This window comes from Clostridium thermarum, from assembly GCF_006351925.1.
Lineage (GTDB): Bacteria > Bacillota > Clostridia > Clostridiales > Clostridiaceae > Clostridium_AU > Clostridium_AU thermarum.
Window position 1 is genome coordinate 584,290 of the sequence record NZ_CP040924.1, and the last position, 16,420, is coordinate 600,709.

Annotated in this window: 15 protein-coding genes; 13 read left to right on the plus strand and 2 right to left on the minus strand. The window is 36.5% G+C overall.

Annotation, left to right across the window (positions count from 1 at the left end; all coding sequences use genetic code 11):
• Positions 1-127 precede the first annotated feature (127 nt).
• The 3 genes from FHY60_RS02600 (at position 128) to FHY60_RS02610 (ending at position 2,320) form a co-directional block, all read left to right on the plus strand.
• Positions 128-1,063, plus strand: coding sequence for an aldo/keto reductase (locus FHY60_RS02600; RefSeq protein WP_139903089.1), 936 nt, complete (start codon positions 128-130; stop codon positions 1,061-1,063).
• A 485-nt stretch (positions 1,064-1,548) separates the two neighbouring features.
• Complete coding sequence (locus FHY60_RS02605; protein ID WP_139903092.1) at positions 1,549-2,103, plus strand: hypothetical protein; 555 nt, start codon at positions 1,549-1,551, stop codon at positions 2,101-2,103.
• A 25-nt stretch (positions 2,104-2,128) separates the two neighbouring features.
• Positions 2,129-2,320, plus strand: a complete 192-nt coding sequence (locus FHY60_RS02610; protein WP_180375460.1) for a hypothetical protein — start codon at positions 2,129-2,131, stop codon at positions 2,318-2,320.
• Between the two features lie 84 nt (positions 2,321-2,404).
• Here FHY60_RS02610 and lplA read toward each other — a convergent pair whose 3' ends face one another.
• Entirely contained in the window at positions 2,405-3,403 is a 999-nt protein-coding gene (gene lplA, locus FHY60_RS02615) for a lipoate--protein ligase (protein ID WP_139903098.1), read from the minus strand.
• Between the two features lie 288 nt (positions 3,404-3,691).
• On the opposite strand from lplA, the gene FHY60_RS18410 reads away from it, so the two are divergent.
• Positions 3,692-3,817 (plus strand): hypothetical protein, encoded by a 126-nt coding sequence (locus tag FHY60_RS18410; RefSeq protein WP_279230432.1) that lies wholly within the window; start codon positions 3,692-3,694, stop codon positions 3,815-3,817.
• A gap of 49 nt (positions 3,818-3,866) precedes the next feature.
• A complete protein-coding gene (locus FHY60_RS02620) occupies positions 3,867-4,781 on the plus strand; it encodes a DMT family transporter (protein WP_139903101.1) in 915 nt (304 codons plus the stop codon).
• Between the two features lie 63 nt (positions 4,782-4,844).
• Here FHY60_RS02620 and FHY60_RS02625 read toward each other — a convergent pair whose 3' ends face one another.
• Positions 4,845-6,095 carry a helix-turn-helix domain-containing protein gene (locus tag FHY60_RS02625; protein ID WP_139903105.1) on the minus strand — a complete coding sequence of 417 codons (1,251 nt, stop codon included), beginning with the start codon at positions 6,093-6,095 and terminating at the stop codon, positions 4,845-4,847.
• Between the two features lie 205 nt (positions 6,096-6,300).
• Here FHY60_RS02625 and FHY60_RS02630 point away from each other — a divergent pair, with 205 nt between their 5' ends.
• The 8 genes from FHY60_RS02630 (at position 6,301) to FHY60_RS02665 (ending at position 16,408) form a co-directional block, all read left to right on the plus strand.
• Positions 6,301-8,571 (plus strand): beta-glucosidase family protein, encoded by a 2,271-nt coding sequence (locus FHY60_RS02630; RefSeq protein ID WP_139903108.1) that lies wholly within the window; start codon positions 6,301-6,303, stop codon positions 8,569-8,571.
• Positions 8,572-8,909: 338 nt separating this feature from the next.
• A complete protein-coding gene (locus FHY60_RS02635) occupies positions 8,910-9,104 on the plus strand; it encodes a glycoside hydrolase family 30 beta sandwich domain-containing protein (RefSeq protein WP_163215707.1) in 195 nt (64 codons plus the stop codon).
• Positions 9,105-9,458: 354 nt separating this feature from the next.
• Entirely contained in the window at positions 9,459-10,388 is a 930-nt protein-coding gene (locus tag FHY60_RS02640; protein ID WP_139903114.1) for an ArsR/SmtB family transcription factor, read from the plus strand.
• Between the two features lie 771 nt (positions 10,389-11,159).
• Positions 11,160-12,395 carry an extracellular solute-binding protein gene (locus FHY60_RS02645; protein WP_139903117.1) on the plus strand — a complete coding sequence of 412 codons (1,236 nt, stop codon included), beginning with the start codon at positions 11,160-11,162 and terminating at the stop codon, positions 12,393-12,395.
• 109 nt (positions 12,396-12,504) lie between these two features.
• A complete protein-coding gene (locus FHY60_RS02650; RefSeq protein WP_139903120.1) occupies positions 12,505-13,374 on the plus strand; it encodes a carbohydrate ABC transporter permease in 870 nt (289 codons plus the stop codon).
• A 19-nt stretch (positions 13,375-13,393) separates the two neighbouring features.
• Complete coding sequence (locus tag FHY60_RS02655; RefSeq protein WP_139903122.1) at positions 13,394-14,236, plus strand: carbohydrate ABC transporter permease; 843 nt, start codon at positions 13,394-13,396, stop codon at positions 14,234-14,236.
• Positions 14,237-14,246: 10 nt separating this feature from the next.
• The gene (locus FHY60_RS02660; RefSeq protein ID WP_139903125.1) at positions 14,247-14,660 is read left to right on the plus strand and encodes a DUF4064 domain-containing protein; all 414 of its coding nucleotides are present in this window, start codon (positions 14,247-14,249) and stop codon (positions 14,658-14,660) included.
• Positions 14,657-16,408 (plus strand): glycoside hydrolase family 2 protein, encoded by a 1,752-nt coding sequence (locus FHY60_RS02665; RefSeq protein ID WP_243122205.1) that lies wholly within the window; start codon positions 14,657-14,659, stop codon positions 16,406-16,408. Before FHY60_RS02660 ends, FHY60_RS02665 begins: the two co-directional genes overlap by 4 nt.
• Positions 16,409-16,420: the final 12 nt, after the last annotated feature.

The window sequence follows — 16,420 nt, forward strand, 5'->3', positions numbered from 1 at the left end:
TGTGAAATTACTATTATTGTACTAACCTTTCTGATAAAATTAACTTATTACCGAACCTAAGAATAGATATGAGCATAAAGGTTTCTAAGTTGAATATTATTATTATTATGAATGGAGATGTATAGAGATGAAAAAAAGACCTTATGGTGCTACAGGTAAATTTGTTTCAGAAATTGGCTTTGGGGCCTGGCAGCTTGGCAATGCCAAAGATTGGGGAACAATGAGCGATGAGGAAGCAATTAAACTAGTTCATGCCGCCTTGGATTGTGGAGTAAATTTTTTTGATACGGCTCCCGGCTATGGTTTAGGAAAAAGTGAGGAACTGCTGGGTAGAGCTTTGAAGGGGAGACGAGATGAAGTTGTAATCAATACTAAGTACGGCCATCATGCTGATGGCAGCAGTGATTTCTCGGCGGATAGAATACGTGAAGCGGTGGAAGGCAGCTTGCAACGTCTACAGACCGACTATCTGGATTCAATACTCCTGCATAATCCACCCTTTGAATTGCTTAACGGCAGTGCACCCCAATATGAAGTCCTTGAACAGCTGAAGGCTGAAGGAAAAATCTTGGCCTATGGTGCTTCTGTAGACTCAAGTCGGGAGATGCTGGAGGTAATAGATAACAGTAACTCAGGGATTATGGAAGTGATGTTTAATATATTCTATCAAGAAACCGCAGCAGTCTTTACGAAGGCTAAGGAGAAACACATTGGCCTGATCATTAAGGTTCCGTTGGATTCGGGCTGGCTATCTGGAAAATACAATTCAGAAAGCAGGTTTCATGGCATCCGCAGCCGCTGGAGTGCTGAAACAATAAAACAAAGATCAGAATGGCTGAAGAAAATAGACTTTATTACTAACGACAAAACCTCCATGACTCAAGCAGCCCTTAGATTTATTCTTTCTTACGAGGAAATAGCTACAGTAATACCCGGTGCAAAGAATCTTCAGCAGCTGAAAGAGAATATATCCGCAGCAGAAGAAGCAATGCCTGAAGAATATGTTCAAAAGCTCAATGAGATATGGGAAAGTGAAATTAAGAACTGTAAGTTTGAATGGTAGACTATAAGGTAGAGGTCAGACTTAGGCTGTAAAAGGGATAGAGCTAATATACTAAAATTGCGAAGCAAAAAATTAAACACGGAATCCACTGAGAACACAAAGAATACGGGTGGGGATATTTTTTCCCTTAGTTTATGAATAATACAGATAACTATTGAAAACCTTTCCACTAAATGGTATAATTTCAAGTAAATAATATATTATCTTAAGACAATTCCAACGGCACTTCAAAGTAAAACTTTTATTCTTATTATTAACTTAAATCGTAATATATACTCCACAGAAATATTACTACTTAAAGAATCAATAATTGTCATTCTAGTATAAATTCAGCCCAGCTGAATTTATATAGTCATTTATTTGTTAAAACATTAACATTTTCTTTGGGCCTGTATGGTTGTAAACAAAGATAGGAAGGAGACAAACTAATGATTACTGACATATACTTTGGGAGGGATAAAATATAAAGTAATAGGGGGTATTCGATGTTAATTGAAAAAGGTTTCAACAAATTTTATTGGGGATTCCTATTTATTATGATTGATTTCAGGCTGCAGGGCATAGATGTGTTGCCGGATTTAATCGGGTATGTTTTTCTTGCCCAGGGCTTCCATATTCTATCTGATTTCAGTCAACATTTTTCAAAGGCCGAAGCCTTGAATATCGTAATGCTGGCATTATCAATATTTTCTATATATGAAAAACCGGCACAAGATGGTGGCATTAACTATGGAATTTCTGGTCCATTAGGCATTCTAATAGGAATAGCTGCAGTAATAATAGGAATAATGAGTGTTTACTATATGTTCTGTGGAATAAAATCTATAGCTGAAAAGAAAGAAAAGCAAGATATATACCATGAGGCCAACAAAAGATGGGTGCAGTACTTTCTGCTTCAATTGGCAGGCTTAGTGAGCTTTATCCTTATTTTTATACCACCAATAGCGTTTATTTATGTGTTTGCTGTTTTAATAGTAACAATCGTATTCACCTTAACACTGATGGACTTTATGAGAAGATGTGCTGAAAATCTAGCTTAATGAACAGATTGCCCATATAGGCGAAATGCTTGACATGCCTGTGATGTTGGGAGAGTTTCATTTTGGGGCTCTGGACAAAGGCTTGACTGGCCACGGTATGAGAGGGGCAGAAAATCAAAAGGAAAGGTGTATTGCCTGCTGCTGCTATGTGGAACAGGGTATCAGGGCTCCACACTTTACAGGCGCCCATTATTTTATGCTCAATGATCAAAAATGATGGCAGAAATTCAGCTTGGCTAAATTTCTGCCTAATTAAATTTAAGAGTTTTCGTAGAGAAGCTGATAAAATCCTCCGGTAGTCTTAATTATTATAAAACATGCACTCAATAAAATTATCAATTGTTATAGCAGAGAAGTACTCACTAAAGTCTATGACCTCAAGTGCCGCCCTAATGGCTTCCTCCCTGTACTGTTTTCCCTTCAAAACATCCTCTGCTTCTTTAACATCCTTCTTGCCAAAGAAGTCTCCATGGATTTTAAGCCCTTGCAGTAAGCCATCTTTAACGTTAAATCTAAGTTCAAGCTTGCCGCCTTCAAACCGCATGGCTTTCTCTACATCGAAGGCCGGTGATTCACCATAATTCCACTCCCAGCTTAGGTATCTCTCTTCCATCAGCTTTCTTATTTTTGAAAGATCTCTGTCATTTAATATGTATTCTTTTTCACTATAGTTTTCATCTTCCATTAAGAATTTTAATAAAATATCCTTAAACTTCTTAACAGATATTTTTTCCTTAAGATAGGGATAAATATTAGTAACTCTGCTTTTTACTGATTTTATTCCCTTAGACTGAAGCTTATCGATTTTAACGTTAAGAGCCTCTTCAATCACAGCAAGGTCAGAATTGAAAAGTATAGTTCCATGATGTAAAAGTCTGTTTTTAATATAATACTGAGCATTACCCGAGAACTTTTTACCATCTATGGTTATATCATTTCTCCCTGAAAACACTGCATTGATACCAAGCTTTCCAAGAGTTTTTATTACTGGCTCCGTAAACTTCTTAAAGTTGCTTAACACATCCTTATCACTGTTTACTATAAAGGTAAAGTTTAGGTTTCCCAGGTCATGATAAACTGCTCCACCACCGGATAGCCTTCTCACCACATGGATATTATTATCTTTGATAAACTTGGCATTCACTTCTTCTGCGGTATTTTGATTACGACCAATGATTACCGAAGGCTCATTTTGCCAAATAATCACATAATCCTCCTTGGGATCAAGATAATTGAGAGCATATTCCTCTAGGGCAAGATTGAAATGTGGGTCTGTGGATTCATTTCGAATACTTATCATGTTAAGCACCTCACAAAATTATTACTTTGAAAGTCATTCAAATAATTTATATGGAAATTATAACATATTCTTATGATATATGTATATTTACTGATATAAACTACTTCTTGGCTTGTTATTGACTAGTTTTACTTAAATCTGTATCATTAAGTAATAGTGAATTCTTATTAGAAAAGCTAAAAATCCTGATGCTGAGGCGATTGGAATACAAAACAGCATTTTTTTGGCTTACCCCATATTCAAATAGAGTACCCTAAAGACCAGGAGAAACATAACAAGATAACCTGTATGCTTGAGTTGAATGGAAGAACTATTGGTAAGATAAGAGTAGATAGTGATGAAGATTCATCCTATATTTACGGCTTTAGACAAGAAGCCGTTATGAACTATTATGAAGTTAAGAAGGGGCACTAGTGCCCCCTCTAGTTATTTATTCAGATTAAATAGGACAAGGGTGATTAAAATGAATACAAAAGAAGTCAGATCTAACATTTTACTATTGATAACTGCAACCATATGGGGTTTTGCCTTCGTGGCTCAAAGGGTAGGTTTGAACTATGTGGAGGCCTTTACCTTTAATGCCGTAAGATTTGCTTTAGGGGCCCTATCACTGTTGCCATTGATTATATATCAGAAAAAAGTAAATGAAGGACAAAATAAAAAAAGCACTGCTGCAGTAAAAACTTTATTGCTGGGGGGGCTTGTCGCTGGTAGTGCCCTATTTTTGGGATCATCCCTGCAGCAGGTGGGACTTGCCTATACTACCGCAGGAAAAGCAGCCTTTATTACAGGATTATATATTGCCTTGGTGCCAATCTTAGGTATTTTCCTAAAACAAGGAGTCCACTTTACTACTTGGATTGGTGTTTCCTTTGCAGTGGTAGGGCTTTACTTTCTAAGTGTTAATGAGGACTTTTCTATCAACAAAGGAGATTTACTGCAGCTTATCGGAGCCTTATTTTGGGCCTTTCACATACTGACAATAGATTATTTAACCAAGAAGGTAGATGCACTAACCCTTTCCTTTCTTCAGTTTATAACCTGTTCCATACTAAGTTTCATAGTGGCAGTGAGCTTTGAGAACATATCTATTTTTGGTCTAAGCCAAGCGCTTGTGCCGATTCTATATGGTGGCATATGTTCCGTAGGTATAGCATACACCTTGCAGGTCTTTGGACAGAAACATGCCAAGCCTTCTCATGCTGCCATCATCATGAGCATGGAAGCAGTGTTTGCCAGCATCGGTGGCATGCTTTTATTAAATGAACGTTTAGACTTAAGGGGATTTCTAGGCTGCGGTTTGATGTTGACGGGAATGCTGTTGTCCCAGGTAGGAGGATTTAAAAAGAGTGAGGAGGATAGGAAAGCTGCGGCGTAATAGAAATGACTCAATGGTAGAGAAAGTTTCACTCGAAAAAATATACTGGTAAATACCACCTGATTATTGATTTTTATTTCTGTATTTTTTGGGAGTCAACCCTGTAAACTTCTTAAATAACTTTGTAAAGTGGCTTTGGTCATGAAAATTAAGCCTGGCAGATATGTATAAGATGGGATCCAAGGTGGAGGTCAATAATCTTTTGGCTTCCTCGATTTTTTCCCTTTGTATGTATTCACTCAAGGTTATTCCTACTTCTTTTTTAAACAATTCTGACAGGTAGTTGGGGTTTACATCTAAAATCTCTGCCAAATCAGATACAGAGATGTTCTCATACAAGTGCTTCTGTACATAGCTTATGCATAACAGGATATTCTTAGAATAGTTAAGGGACTTTACCTTCCGTACTCTGCTGGCAAAGTCACAGAGAATAATATTGTTTAGATTCCAAAGATCTGTCACATCATTTATCTCTTCTATAGCTTGTATAGATGAATCGCTGAGGGTGAAGGCTAATTCCGCATCTAGACCACCTTCAATGGCTGCACGGGTAGCAAGGGTTACTAGGCAGATAGAGAGATTTTTTTCACTTCTTAAGGGATTATTTTTTGAAAGGATACCGTACTCTCCATCTTTAGGAGCCTGCTGGAGTTTAATTAAGCTTTCCACATCACCTTCCTTTATACATTTGAGTATACTTCTCTCTGCAGCAAGGGAATGATGGAAAAAGGTATTTTCTCTGTTCTCTGATAAGCTGTTTTCATAGCTGCTATTAATTTTCATACCGATGTTTTTCAAGGAGCTGTTTCTTTCTATTACTGCAGCCAAATCTAATTTTTCTCTGTAGACGATCAAATTGAGCAACTGGCTAGCACTAAGCAGTCTTCTATAATCCATAACCGTCAATGAATTAAAATAGTTAACCAGATCTCTTTTATAGCTTATAGGAATTTGATTGTCAGTAATTAAAGTATCTACGGCATAGGGACTAATGTAGGAGTAGGTTGAAGGACCAACGATAAATTTACCTAAATACATATCATCTATATTCAAATTCACAGCAAAATAGTTTTCATAATACTTAGTGGATTTAATGGTAGGATAAGTATTGGCTTCTGTGCCTTGAAAGAGTTCTATAAAAAGCTTATTTTTATCTTCCGCCAATGGATTATTAGCATAGCCGTAAGTAAAGGAATAAAACACTTCATTGGCTGCATCTAAAAAATAAACCGGCAGCTTAAAAGCTTCAAAGATCAACTTGCATATATACTCAATATCCTCTGGTATGGATCTGTGAATATTCTGGAAAAACATTATGGGTACCTCCTGGAAGAAAGTTAATCACATAGAAAAATCCTTCATTGTTCTCCGTTTTTTCTGTGTTTTATGTCACTTATTTTATATCTGCGGTGAATTAACAATTTGGTAAGCTCGTACCAAAAATATGAGTTTCATACAAAAAATATATCATAAAAGATGATAAAATCAAAATAAAAATTGTAGCTATGGGGGTTAAGAGATGAGCAGAGATATTAAAAAGATTATTTCTCAAATGACTTTGGAAGAAAAGGCAGGGATGTGTTCCGGTCTTGACTTCTGGCGTACAAAGGCTGTTGAGAGATTAGGAATACCATCAATTATGGTAACGGATGGACCACATGGACTAAGAAAACAGGCGGAAACTGCAGACCATCTTGGAATGAATGGCAGTGTTCCTGCAACTTGTTTTCCTGCGGGAGCAACTTTAGCATCTTCTTGGGATAGAAGCCTTGTAGAAAGGGTAGGAGCAGCTTTAGGCGAAGAATGCCAGGCAGAAAAGGTTTCTGTGCTATTAGGACCTGCTGCTAATATAAAACGTTCACCCTTATGCGGTAGAAACTTTGAGTATTTGTCAGAGGACCCATATCTATCTTCGGAGATAGCAGCCAGTCACATAAGGGGGGTTCAAAGTCAGGGTGTAGGTACTTCACTAAAACACTTTGCAGTAAATAATCAAGAACACAGAAGACTGTCTGTAAATGCCATATTGGATGAAAGAACCCTAAGGGAAATATATCTTGCCAGCTTCGAGGGGGCTGTGAAACAGTCACAGCCATGGACAGTAATGTGTGCTTACAATCAGGTTAATGGAGAATACTGTTCGGAAAATAAATACCTGTTGACTACCATATTAAAAGAAGAATGGGGACATGAAGGTTTTGTGGTTTCCGACTGGGGTGCAGTAAATGAGAGAGTCCCAGGACTTAAGGCGGGCTTGGAATTAGAGATGCCTTCCAGCAATGGCTTAGGAGATAAGAAAATTGTGGATGCGGTAAAGAACGGTAAATTATCAGAAGAGGTTCTTGATAAAGCGGTAGAAAGGATATTAAACATCGTCTTTAAAGCTGTTGATAACAGAAAAGAAAATGCAACCTATGATAAAAAGGCCCATCATGCTTTGGCAAGAGCAGTGGCCAGGGAGTGTATGGTACTATTAAAGAATGAGGATGATATTCTTCCTCTTATGAAGAAGGGAAAGATAGCAGTTATCGGTGGCTTTGTGAATAAGCCAAGATATCAAGGAGGGGGAAGTTCCCATGTAAATCCTACAGAAATAGACAATGTGTTAGATGAAATGGTGAAGTTAGCTGGCAGTGCAGAAATAGTATCTGCTGAAGGTTTCGATTTAAACAGTGATAATAGTGATGATAATATGGTTGCTGAGGCTAAGGCTGCAGCTCAAGACAGCGATGTTGCTGTAATATTTGCAGGACTTCCGGACAGATATGAGTCTGAAGGCTACGATAGAACTCATATGAGCATGCCTTCGAACCAAATAAAACTCATAGAAGCTGTGGCTGAAGTTCAGCAAAATGTAGTTGTAGTTTTAAGCAACGGGTCACCAATAGAAATGCCGTGGATAGGTAAGGTAAAGGGAGTACTGGAAGCTTACCTGGGAGGACAAGCAGCTGGAGGAGCTATAGCAGATCTACTCTTTGGAGCAGCTAATCCCTGTGGCAAACTGGCAGAAACTTTCCCGATAAAGCTAAGTGATAATCCATCATACCTAAACTTCCCCGGTGAAGGAGATAAAGTGGAATATAAAGAGGGGTTGTTTGTTGGTTATAGGTATTATGACAAGAAAGAGATGGCTACACTATTCCCCTTTGGTCATGGACTTAGTTATACCACCTTTGAATATACAGGCATATTAGTAGATAAGAAAGAGCTTACCGATAAGGATACCTTAAAGGTAAGTGTAAGTGTAAAGAACACTGGAAAGGTTGCAGGTAAGGAAGTTGTTCAGCTCTATGTAAAAGATGTTGTAAGCAGTGTTATCAGGCCAGAAAAAGAACTTAAGGGCTTTGAAAAGGTAGACCTTCAACCGGGAGAAGAAAAGGCTGTAACCTTTACTTTGGATAAGAGAGCCTTTGCTTACTATAACACAGAAATAAAGGATTGGCACGTAGAAAGCGGAGATTTTGAGATATTGGTAGGAGGATCTTCTGTATCACTTCCCCTAAGAGAAATTGTAAAGGTTGAGTCAACAGTTGTTATCAAGAAGAAATTTACAAAGACTTCAACGGTAGGGGATGTAATGAGTCATCCTGCAGGAAAAGTCATAGCTGCAGATTTAATGAAGGGCTTCTTTGGAGAGCAGCAGGAAGTTGCTGACACTGAGGGTCTTGGAACAGATATGGCTGCGATGATGAAGGACTTTGTGTTACGCTCCATAGTTAATTTCTCCGGCGGAAAGTTCTCTGAGGAAATGCTGGAAGAGCTACTGGATAAATTAAATAACTGTAATTAAAAGTTTATAAGCTGAACATAAGGAGACAAAGATATGAGTATTAGGTAAATTTCTACAACAGAAAAAGAGGTTTGGAAAGACAATGATATAGAACTCACAGACGGTGGAAGAGACACTTTTGAGCTAACGGGAGAAAAGCACCAGACCATTCACGGTTTTGGAGGCTGTTTTAATGAGCTTGGCTGGATTGCACTGGCTAAGGTTTCCGAAGCAGAGAGAGAAAAAGTGATCAAAGAACTTTTCAATCAACAGTGCTGCAATTTTAATTTTTGCAGAACTCCATGATTACAATCGCTACTGAAACAAAAGTGGCTATCTTCAATCCGGAGTTTTACCTTATGAAGCATTTTTCCCACTTTGTACAGCCTGGTGCAGTAAGACTTGGAACTAAGGCACATTGGGAAGGTGTATCTTTAGCCTTTGAAAATCCAAATGGGGAAATAACTGTTGCAGTCAGCAACGCAATGGATAGAGATTGTATCTTCAGATTTAAGAACAAGGGTGAAGAATTCACAGTAACATTAAAACCATAGTCCTTTAATACATTCGTAATTAAATAAGGAGAAAAATATCCGCAGGCTAAGGTTTTTAAACCACAAGTCCTGCGGATGCTTTTGGCTTACATATAGATACAAATAACTGAAAGACTTTATAATTATTATAAGAAATTTATTAAGAAATTGTTGACTATTATGAATATTAGTAATACAATAAAATTGTAAAAAAACATAAAACTTGTTATTAAACAAAAAAGTTGATTAATAATATAGATTCTGTTATAAATAATGCGTAACCATAAATCTTCATAGTATAATATACAAATATTTAAGTTAAAAATGAAAAATGTACAAATATGACATTAGTGTTGAACGAGGTGAAAAGGTTTTATGAGTAAGGATATCGATTTGAATATAGATCGCGCTGAAGAGTTATACAATATAGCTAAAGCATTGGCTTCAGAAGTAAGAATAGAGATAATTAAGCTACTGAATTTCAACAGCTATAATGTAAACGAAATTGCTGAAAAGCTAAATATTCCAACTTCTTCAGCGGCTTTAAATGTTAAGGTGCTGGAGGATGCGGGGTTGATTCATACCGAACTTCAGCCTGGGGTTAGAGGATCTATGAAGGTTTGTAGCAGGAAAAATGATAATATAACTATTAAGTTAACTTCGGACATAGTACATTCTCGAGATAACTCTTTCTACATAAATATGCCGATAGGAAATTTTGTAGATTGTGCAGTTCAACCGACCTGTGGTATGGTAAGTGAAATGGGGTATATTGATAGGGAAGACAGTCCGAGAGCCTTTTATAATCCACTGAGAACGAATGCTCAGTTAATATGGTTTTACAAAGGATACTTGGAATATAGATTTCCAAACAATATACTTCAAATAGGAAAAGAAAAGTCTATAGAAATATCCATGGAGATTTGTTCTGAGGCGCCAAATTACAGAAACAACTGGCCTTCGGATATTACTTTGTGGATAAATGGAAAGGAAATTGGGACTTGGACAAGTCCTGGAGACTTTGGAGGGAGAAGGGGAAGACTAAACCCTGTGTTCTGGTCGGACGGCTGCACCCAATATGGGCTTTTAAAAGCTTGGAAAGTCAGTAAGGATGGAGCGTATATCGATGAGAAAAAGGTATCTGACATTAATATAGAGGATTTGGAACTTGGCAAGAATGATTATATATCTGTAAGGATAGGAATTAAAGATGATGCTCAAAATGTTGGAGGCATAAACATTTTCGGAGAAAAGTTTGGTGATTATGAGCAAAATATTGTTATGAGAATAGATTATAGTATATAATTTTTAATTTGACAGGTAAATAAATAACAGAATGCTCTAATTACCTGTCGATTAAAAAATTTTTTTAACAAAAGTTACATAAAAATTGAAATAAAACAAAAAATATGTCACTATAGTATAAGGGTGTGAGAATATGAAAAGGGAATATTCTATAGATATATTTAAAGGCATCCTAGTTATTGGCATGATATTAGTACAATAATGCAATTCTTTTCCGATGCAGGTATTTCTTCCTGCATAGAATACATTATCAATTTCAGCAACTGAACTTTTTCTCACCTGTTTTGTTACTTATCAGAGTTTTAACTGGAGCTATTATTCTTACTGCACTTCCAACAGTGGGTTATATGGTTACAAAAGCACTACCTAACAGATTCTTGCCATCTGTCGTTTGGAACATTATGCCAATGATTATCCTGTATTTATATTTTTTACTTTGAAAATATCTGGAAAAGTATTATTACCTACTTTTTTCAACAATGATATTGGGGCAAAATCTACTATTTTCATTGGTTATAAGTAATGTAATGATTTTCACCATAAAATCTAAATTTGATAATTTTTACATCACCGGATTACAGAGCAGCTACATGAAAGTGGTATTCTTAATATTTATATACTCCTTAACAGCTTTCGCAGACAATAAAAATATAGCAAGAGGAAACAAGCTGATAATGTTAAGGTTACACAATAATCTAATTAGGTTCTTCAGTGTAAACAATTTTGTTTGCACTTGAAAATAATTAATAAATATTATGGAGGGGATATCCTATGAACAAAAAATTAAAAAGTATTCTTTGTGCAGCAGTGACAACGGTTACAGTTTTGGCAGGATTTACAGGCTGTAAATCAGGTCAAAAGGAAATTGTTTTCTGGACGCCATTTACTGGGCCTGACGGAGAGAATATGACTAGAATGGTAGAGGCATATAACAAAACTAATCCAAAGATTAAAGTTAAGCATACAACTATAGAAGCAAGTGACATGTATACAAAGTTACCTTCTGTAGTTAACTCTGGTAAAGATGTTCCGGATCTTAATATTGTTCATGCAGAGAGAATACCGCTTTTCGTTGAAAGCAACATGCTGCTGCCAATTGACGACTATGTATCTTCCAATGGTAAAATCAAGGGCGAAAACTATATTGCTGAAGGCTGGAGTGCTGGAGAAGTTAATGGAAAGAGATATGGCTTGCCTCTTGATGTTCACTCCTTCGTCACTTACTACAACAAGGACTTAATGGCAAAGTATGGGCCAGGTGTTTTAGATGATGGTGTTATTACTATTGATGAAGTAAAGAAAATAGGCGAAGCCAGCCAAAAAGATGGAATAACCGGTATGGGTGTAACTTGGATGAGAGTTAAGTTTCTTGCCTGGTATGATCAATTAGGCGGTAAACTGAGTGAAGATGGAGAAAAACCTTCCTTTAACAATGCAGAAGGGGAAAAGGTATTGTCAACCGTTAAATCTTTAGTTGATACAAAAGTTGCTAACCAGGATGGAGAAGATCCAGGACAATTATTTAAGGCAGGTAAGTTGGTTCTTTGGCCTGAAGGTATTTGGATGATGAATGGACTTAACGAGATAAAAGATTTAAACTGGGGTATGACTCATTTTATAACTTTTGATGCTTCCAAAAAGGTAAACTGGTCCTCATCACATCAATTTGTAATGTGGAAGAATCCTAAAATGGATGATGAAAGAGCAGCTGCAATAATGGATTTCATAAATTGGATTGGAGAAAACTCTTTGGAATGGGCTAAAGCAGGACAAGTTCCAGCTTCATTCAAGATATTAGAGAATGAAGAATTTAACAAAATGCCGCAAGCATTCTTACTTAAAGACAAAGGAACACAGAAAATCTTTATGTACAAATACTACGGTTTTGCTACTGAAGCTTTAGATAAAATTGTAACAGATACAGTATTTGGGAAAATGGATATTAAGCAAGGTTTGGATCAGGCGGTGAAAGAGACAGAAGACAAGATAGCTGCAGTTAAGAAGTAGATGTAATTATAAATGTTGCGCTGATTATTATTGCGCATTACTGGATGTGTAGTAATAATCAGCAATTTTAATAAAAGTTACTATTTAATGATTTGAGGTGAATAAAACGGTGAATAAAAAGAAGCTTACACCTTATTTATTTATAACACCCCACTTGGTTTTATTTGTGGTTTTCTTTGCTGTTCCGGCCATCTTTGGTATTATTATTTCTTTTACGAAATGGAATTTATTAAGCCCTCCGCAATTTGTGGGACTGGATAATTACTATGAAATACTTGTAAATAAACAATCAACTTTTTATAAGCAGTTTCATACAGGCTTTGCAAATACATTAAAATTTGTTTTATTTAGTGTTCCTTTTTGTATTATAGTTCCGTTACTTTATGCAGTGGCGCTGCATACTAAACCAAAAGGACATAGATTATTCCAATCTATATTTTATATGCCCTCGCTTTTATCAATTACATCGGTTATTATAACCTGGACCTTCTTGTTAAATAAGACCCTTGGACCTGTTAATAATATAATAAAGTTGAATGTCAATTGGACAGGGACTCAACCCTATGTTTGGATTGCCTTAGTAATGATCACAGTATGGTGGTGTATAGGTGGCAATATGGTTATATACCAATCTGCTATAGCCAGTGTTCCGGAGGAGTTGTATGAGTCTGCATCCATAGATGGTGCTAATGCCATAAAGAAGTTTTTTTATATAACCTTACCTTCCATAAAAAATCCTTTATCTTATACCCTAATTGTTACTACTGTGGCTCAATTTAATATTTACGGCCAGCCATATATGTTTTCAAGAGGGGGACCATCGGGTTCAACAACTGTATTGCTTATGTATATTAGAGAGGCGGCTTTCGGTACCGGTGAATCTATAGCTGGTATTGCATCGGCTATGGCTGTTATGCTTGGATTATGCATATTAGTAGTTGGCATATTCCAATATAGACTTATGCGAAATAGTGATTAGAATGCGAGGTGAGTAAATAATGAAATTTTTAAGAAAGAATGTATCGAAGGTTGTAGCATTTATTTTCTTGGCATTTATGGCCTGCATATGGTTGGTGCCCATTGCCTGGGCCATATTGACATCTTTTAAGTCGGAAGCGGAAATTGTAACCAACGGTTATAGGCTATTACCAATACAATGGGTTCTTAAAAACTATGTAAGTATACTGACAAATACCTCTTCGGCACCAATAATTAAGTGGTTTTTTAATTCTTTACTTATTTCCACAACTCATACTATTTTAGTTATAATAGTTTCTTCAATGGCTGCGTATGCATATGCAAGACTAAGATTCAAGGGCAGAGACGCAATATTTATTATACTAATTTCCACTATGATGTTTCCAAGTATAGTGAATCTAGTACCGCTTTATAAGATATCTGATTTCTTAGGATGGATAAATACTCCTATGGCAGTTATTGTTCCTGGACTCGGTGGGGTACTAAACATATACCTCATCAGACAATTTATGCTTGGAATACCAAAGGATTTTGACGAAGCTGCCAGAGTAGAGGGGGCTGGCGAATTTACCATATATATAAAGATCATTCTTCCAATGTTAAGACCTGTTTTAACGGTAGTAGGCCTATTTAGTTTTACAGGCTCCTGGAACGACTTTCTATGGCCTTCAATAGTTTTTAATGATGTTGAAAAAATACCATTAACCCCTGGCTTGAAGTTACTGCAAGGTGTATATGAATCAGAATTTGCGCATTTAATGACCGGAGCAGTGCTGGCAATGATACCTACTTTTATTGTATACTTATTTGCGCAAAAGTATTTCTTAGAAGGGCTAGCTATAACTTCTGGGGTTAAAGGATAGGTGACTTAAAATGTCTAGGAAATTTGAAAAGTCCCTTAGCTTGATGGGGGCCTTTTGGCAGATTATCACCGGAGTTATTACCATATTCTTTTATGGAACATGGATAAGAGGTCAGGTACTGGACAGCGAATCTGCATCAGCATTGGATGTGATGTCTTCTCGGGTAGTAGCAAAGAATTTGTATAGCTTTACTGTGACCTTTGGCGTTTTTTTTGTATTGTTAGGTATTATAAACATATATTGCTCTTATAAGCTTAACCCTCAAAAAGTGGCTAAGAAGATACCTATATGGTTTATACTTTGTTCTCTTATATCTTTTTTCTGTATGGATTTTATAGGATGCATAGCTTTTATGTCAGCAGCCGTAATAGCATTAGCAAGAAACAAATCAATAGCGATAATGGAAATTCGGAGGATAAAATGATGAATAATGATAATGTACTAAGAAATGAATATCCTAGGCCGGACTTTGAAAGAGAAGAATGGCTAAATCTAAATGGAGAATGGGAGTTTGAATTTGATGATGATAATATTGGCGAGAAAGAAAAATGGTATGATACAGGAGTTTTCGCAAGAAGAATTGTAGTCCCTTTTTGTTATCAAAGTAAATTGAGCGGTATAGATATTCAAGATTTTCATGAAGTTCTTTGGTATAGGAAAGTGTTCTCTCTGCCCGAGAAATTTATGGGGAAAAAGGTATTGTTAAACTTTGGGGCCTCAGACTATTACACTAAGGTTTGGGTAAATGGGGTATATGCTGGAGACCATAAGGGAGGACACGTGTCCTTTAAAATGGATATAACTAATTTTTTATCCCTAGGTGATAATACAATAGTGGTAAGGGTAGAAGATAAATACGAAACAGCCCAGCCAAGAGGAAAACAATATTGGAAAGAAAAAAATGATAGGTGTTGGTATACACCTACCTCAGGCATATGGCAGACAGTTTGGTTAGAGACCACTGGGAATATATATATTGATAAAGTTAGGATGACTCCGGATATTGACAGGAAAAATGTTCATCTGGAGATATTCCTTAATGAATATAAAATTAATACAAAGATTAATATTTCTGTTATGTATAAAGGAAAGTTAGTTAAGGAATTGGCATATGGAATAGATCACAAAGTTTCAAGATGCACAGTGGATATTCGAGAAGAGGATTATATCGATGAAATTCATTACTGGAGCCCTGAAAATCCAAATCTTTATGACGTTCAATTTACATTAACTGCGGATGGAAATGTAGTTGATGCTGTTAAGAGTTACTTTGGTATGAGGAAAATATCATTGAAGGGTGACACAATTCTTTTAAACAATAGACCTTATTATCAGAAACTTATTCTGGATCAAGGCTATTGGCCGGAAAGCTTACTGACGCCGCCAAGTGATGAAGCAATCCAATATGATATAGTAATGACTAAAAAATTTGGATTTAATGGAGCAAGAAAACATCAAAAGTTTGAGGACCCAAGATATTACTATTGGGCAGATAAGCTTGGTCTTCTTGTATGGGGAGAAATGCCCAGTTCCTATGACTACGGCGTAGAGGAGATAGAAAATATAACCCATGAGTGGGTGGAGTTTATTAACAGAGATTATAATCATCCCTGTATTATAACCTGGGTACCGCTGAATGAATCCTGGGGGGTGAGAAATATTGTTGTAGACAAGGCCCAGCAGAATTTTGCGGCATCCTTGTACCATCTTACAAAGGCCATGGATAGTACCAGATTGGTTAGCTCCAACGATGGCTGGGAAATGGTACGGGACACAGATATTTGTGCTATACATGATTATGAGGCATGGGGTGAAAACTTCACTAAAAAGTTCTTCAATAAAGATGAAATTCTTGGAAAAGATGCCGTTGGCCGAATGATTTTTGCAGAAGGACATGAGTATGCTGGTCAGCCAATTATGATTACCGAATACGGTGGTATTGCCTTTAAGAGTGAATCTGAGGAAAATTGGGGGTATTTCGGCAGTGTAGAAGATGAGGAAGCTTTTATGGAGAGATATACAAGTATTACAACTGCAATAAAGAATACTCCGTATATAAGAGGATATTGTTATACTCAGCTTACAGATGTAATGCAAGAGGTTAACGGGCTTATGACTGCAGATAGGAAAGTAAAAGTAGACCCTGAAAAAATAAGAAGTGTTAATTTATAAGAGAATATAGGA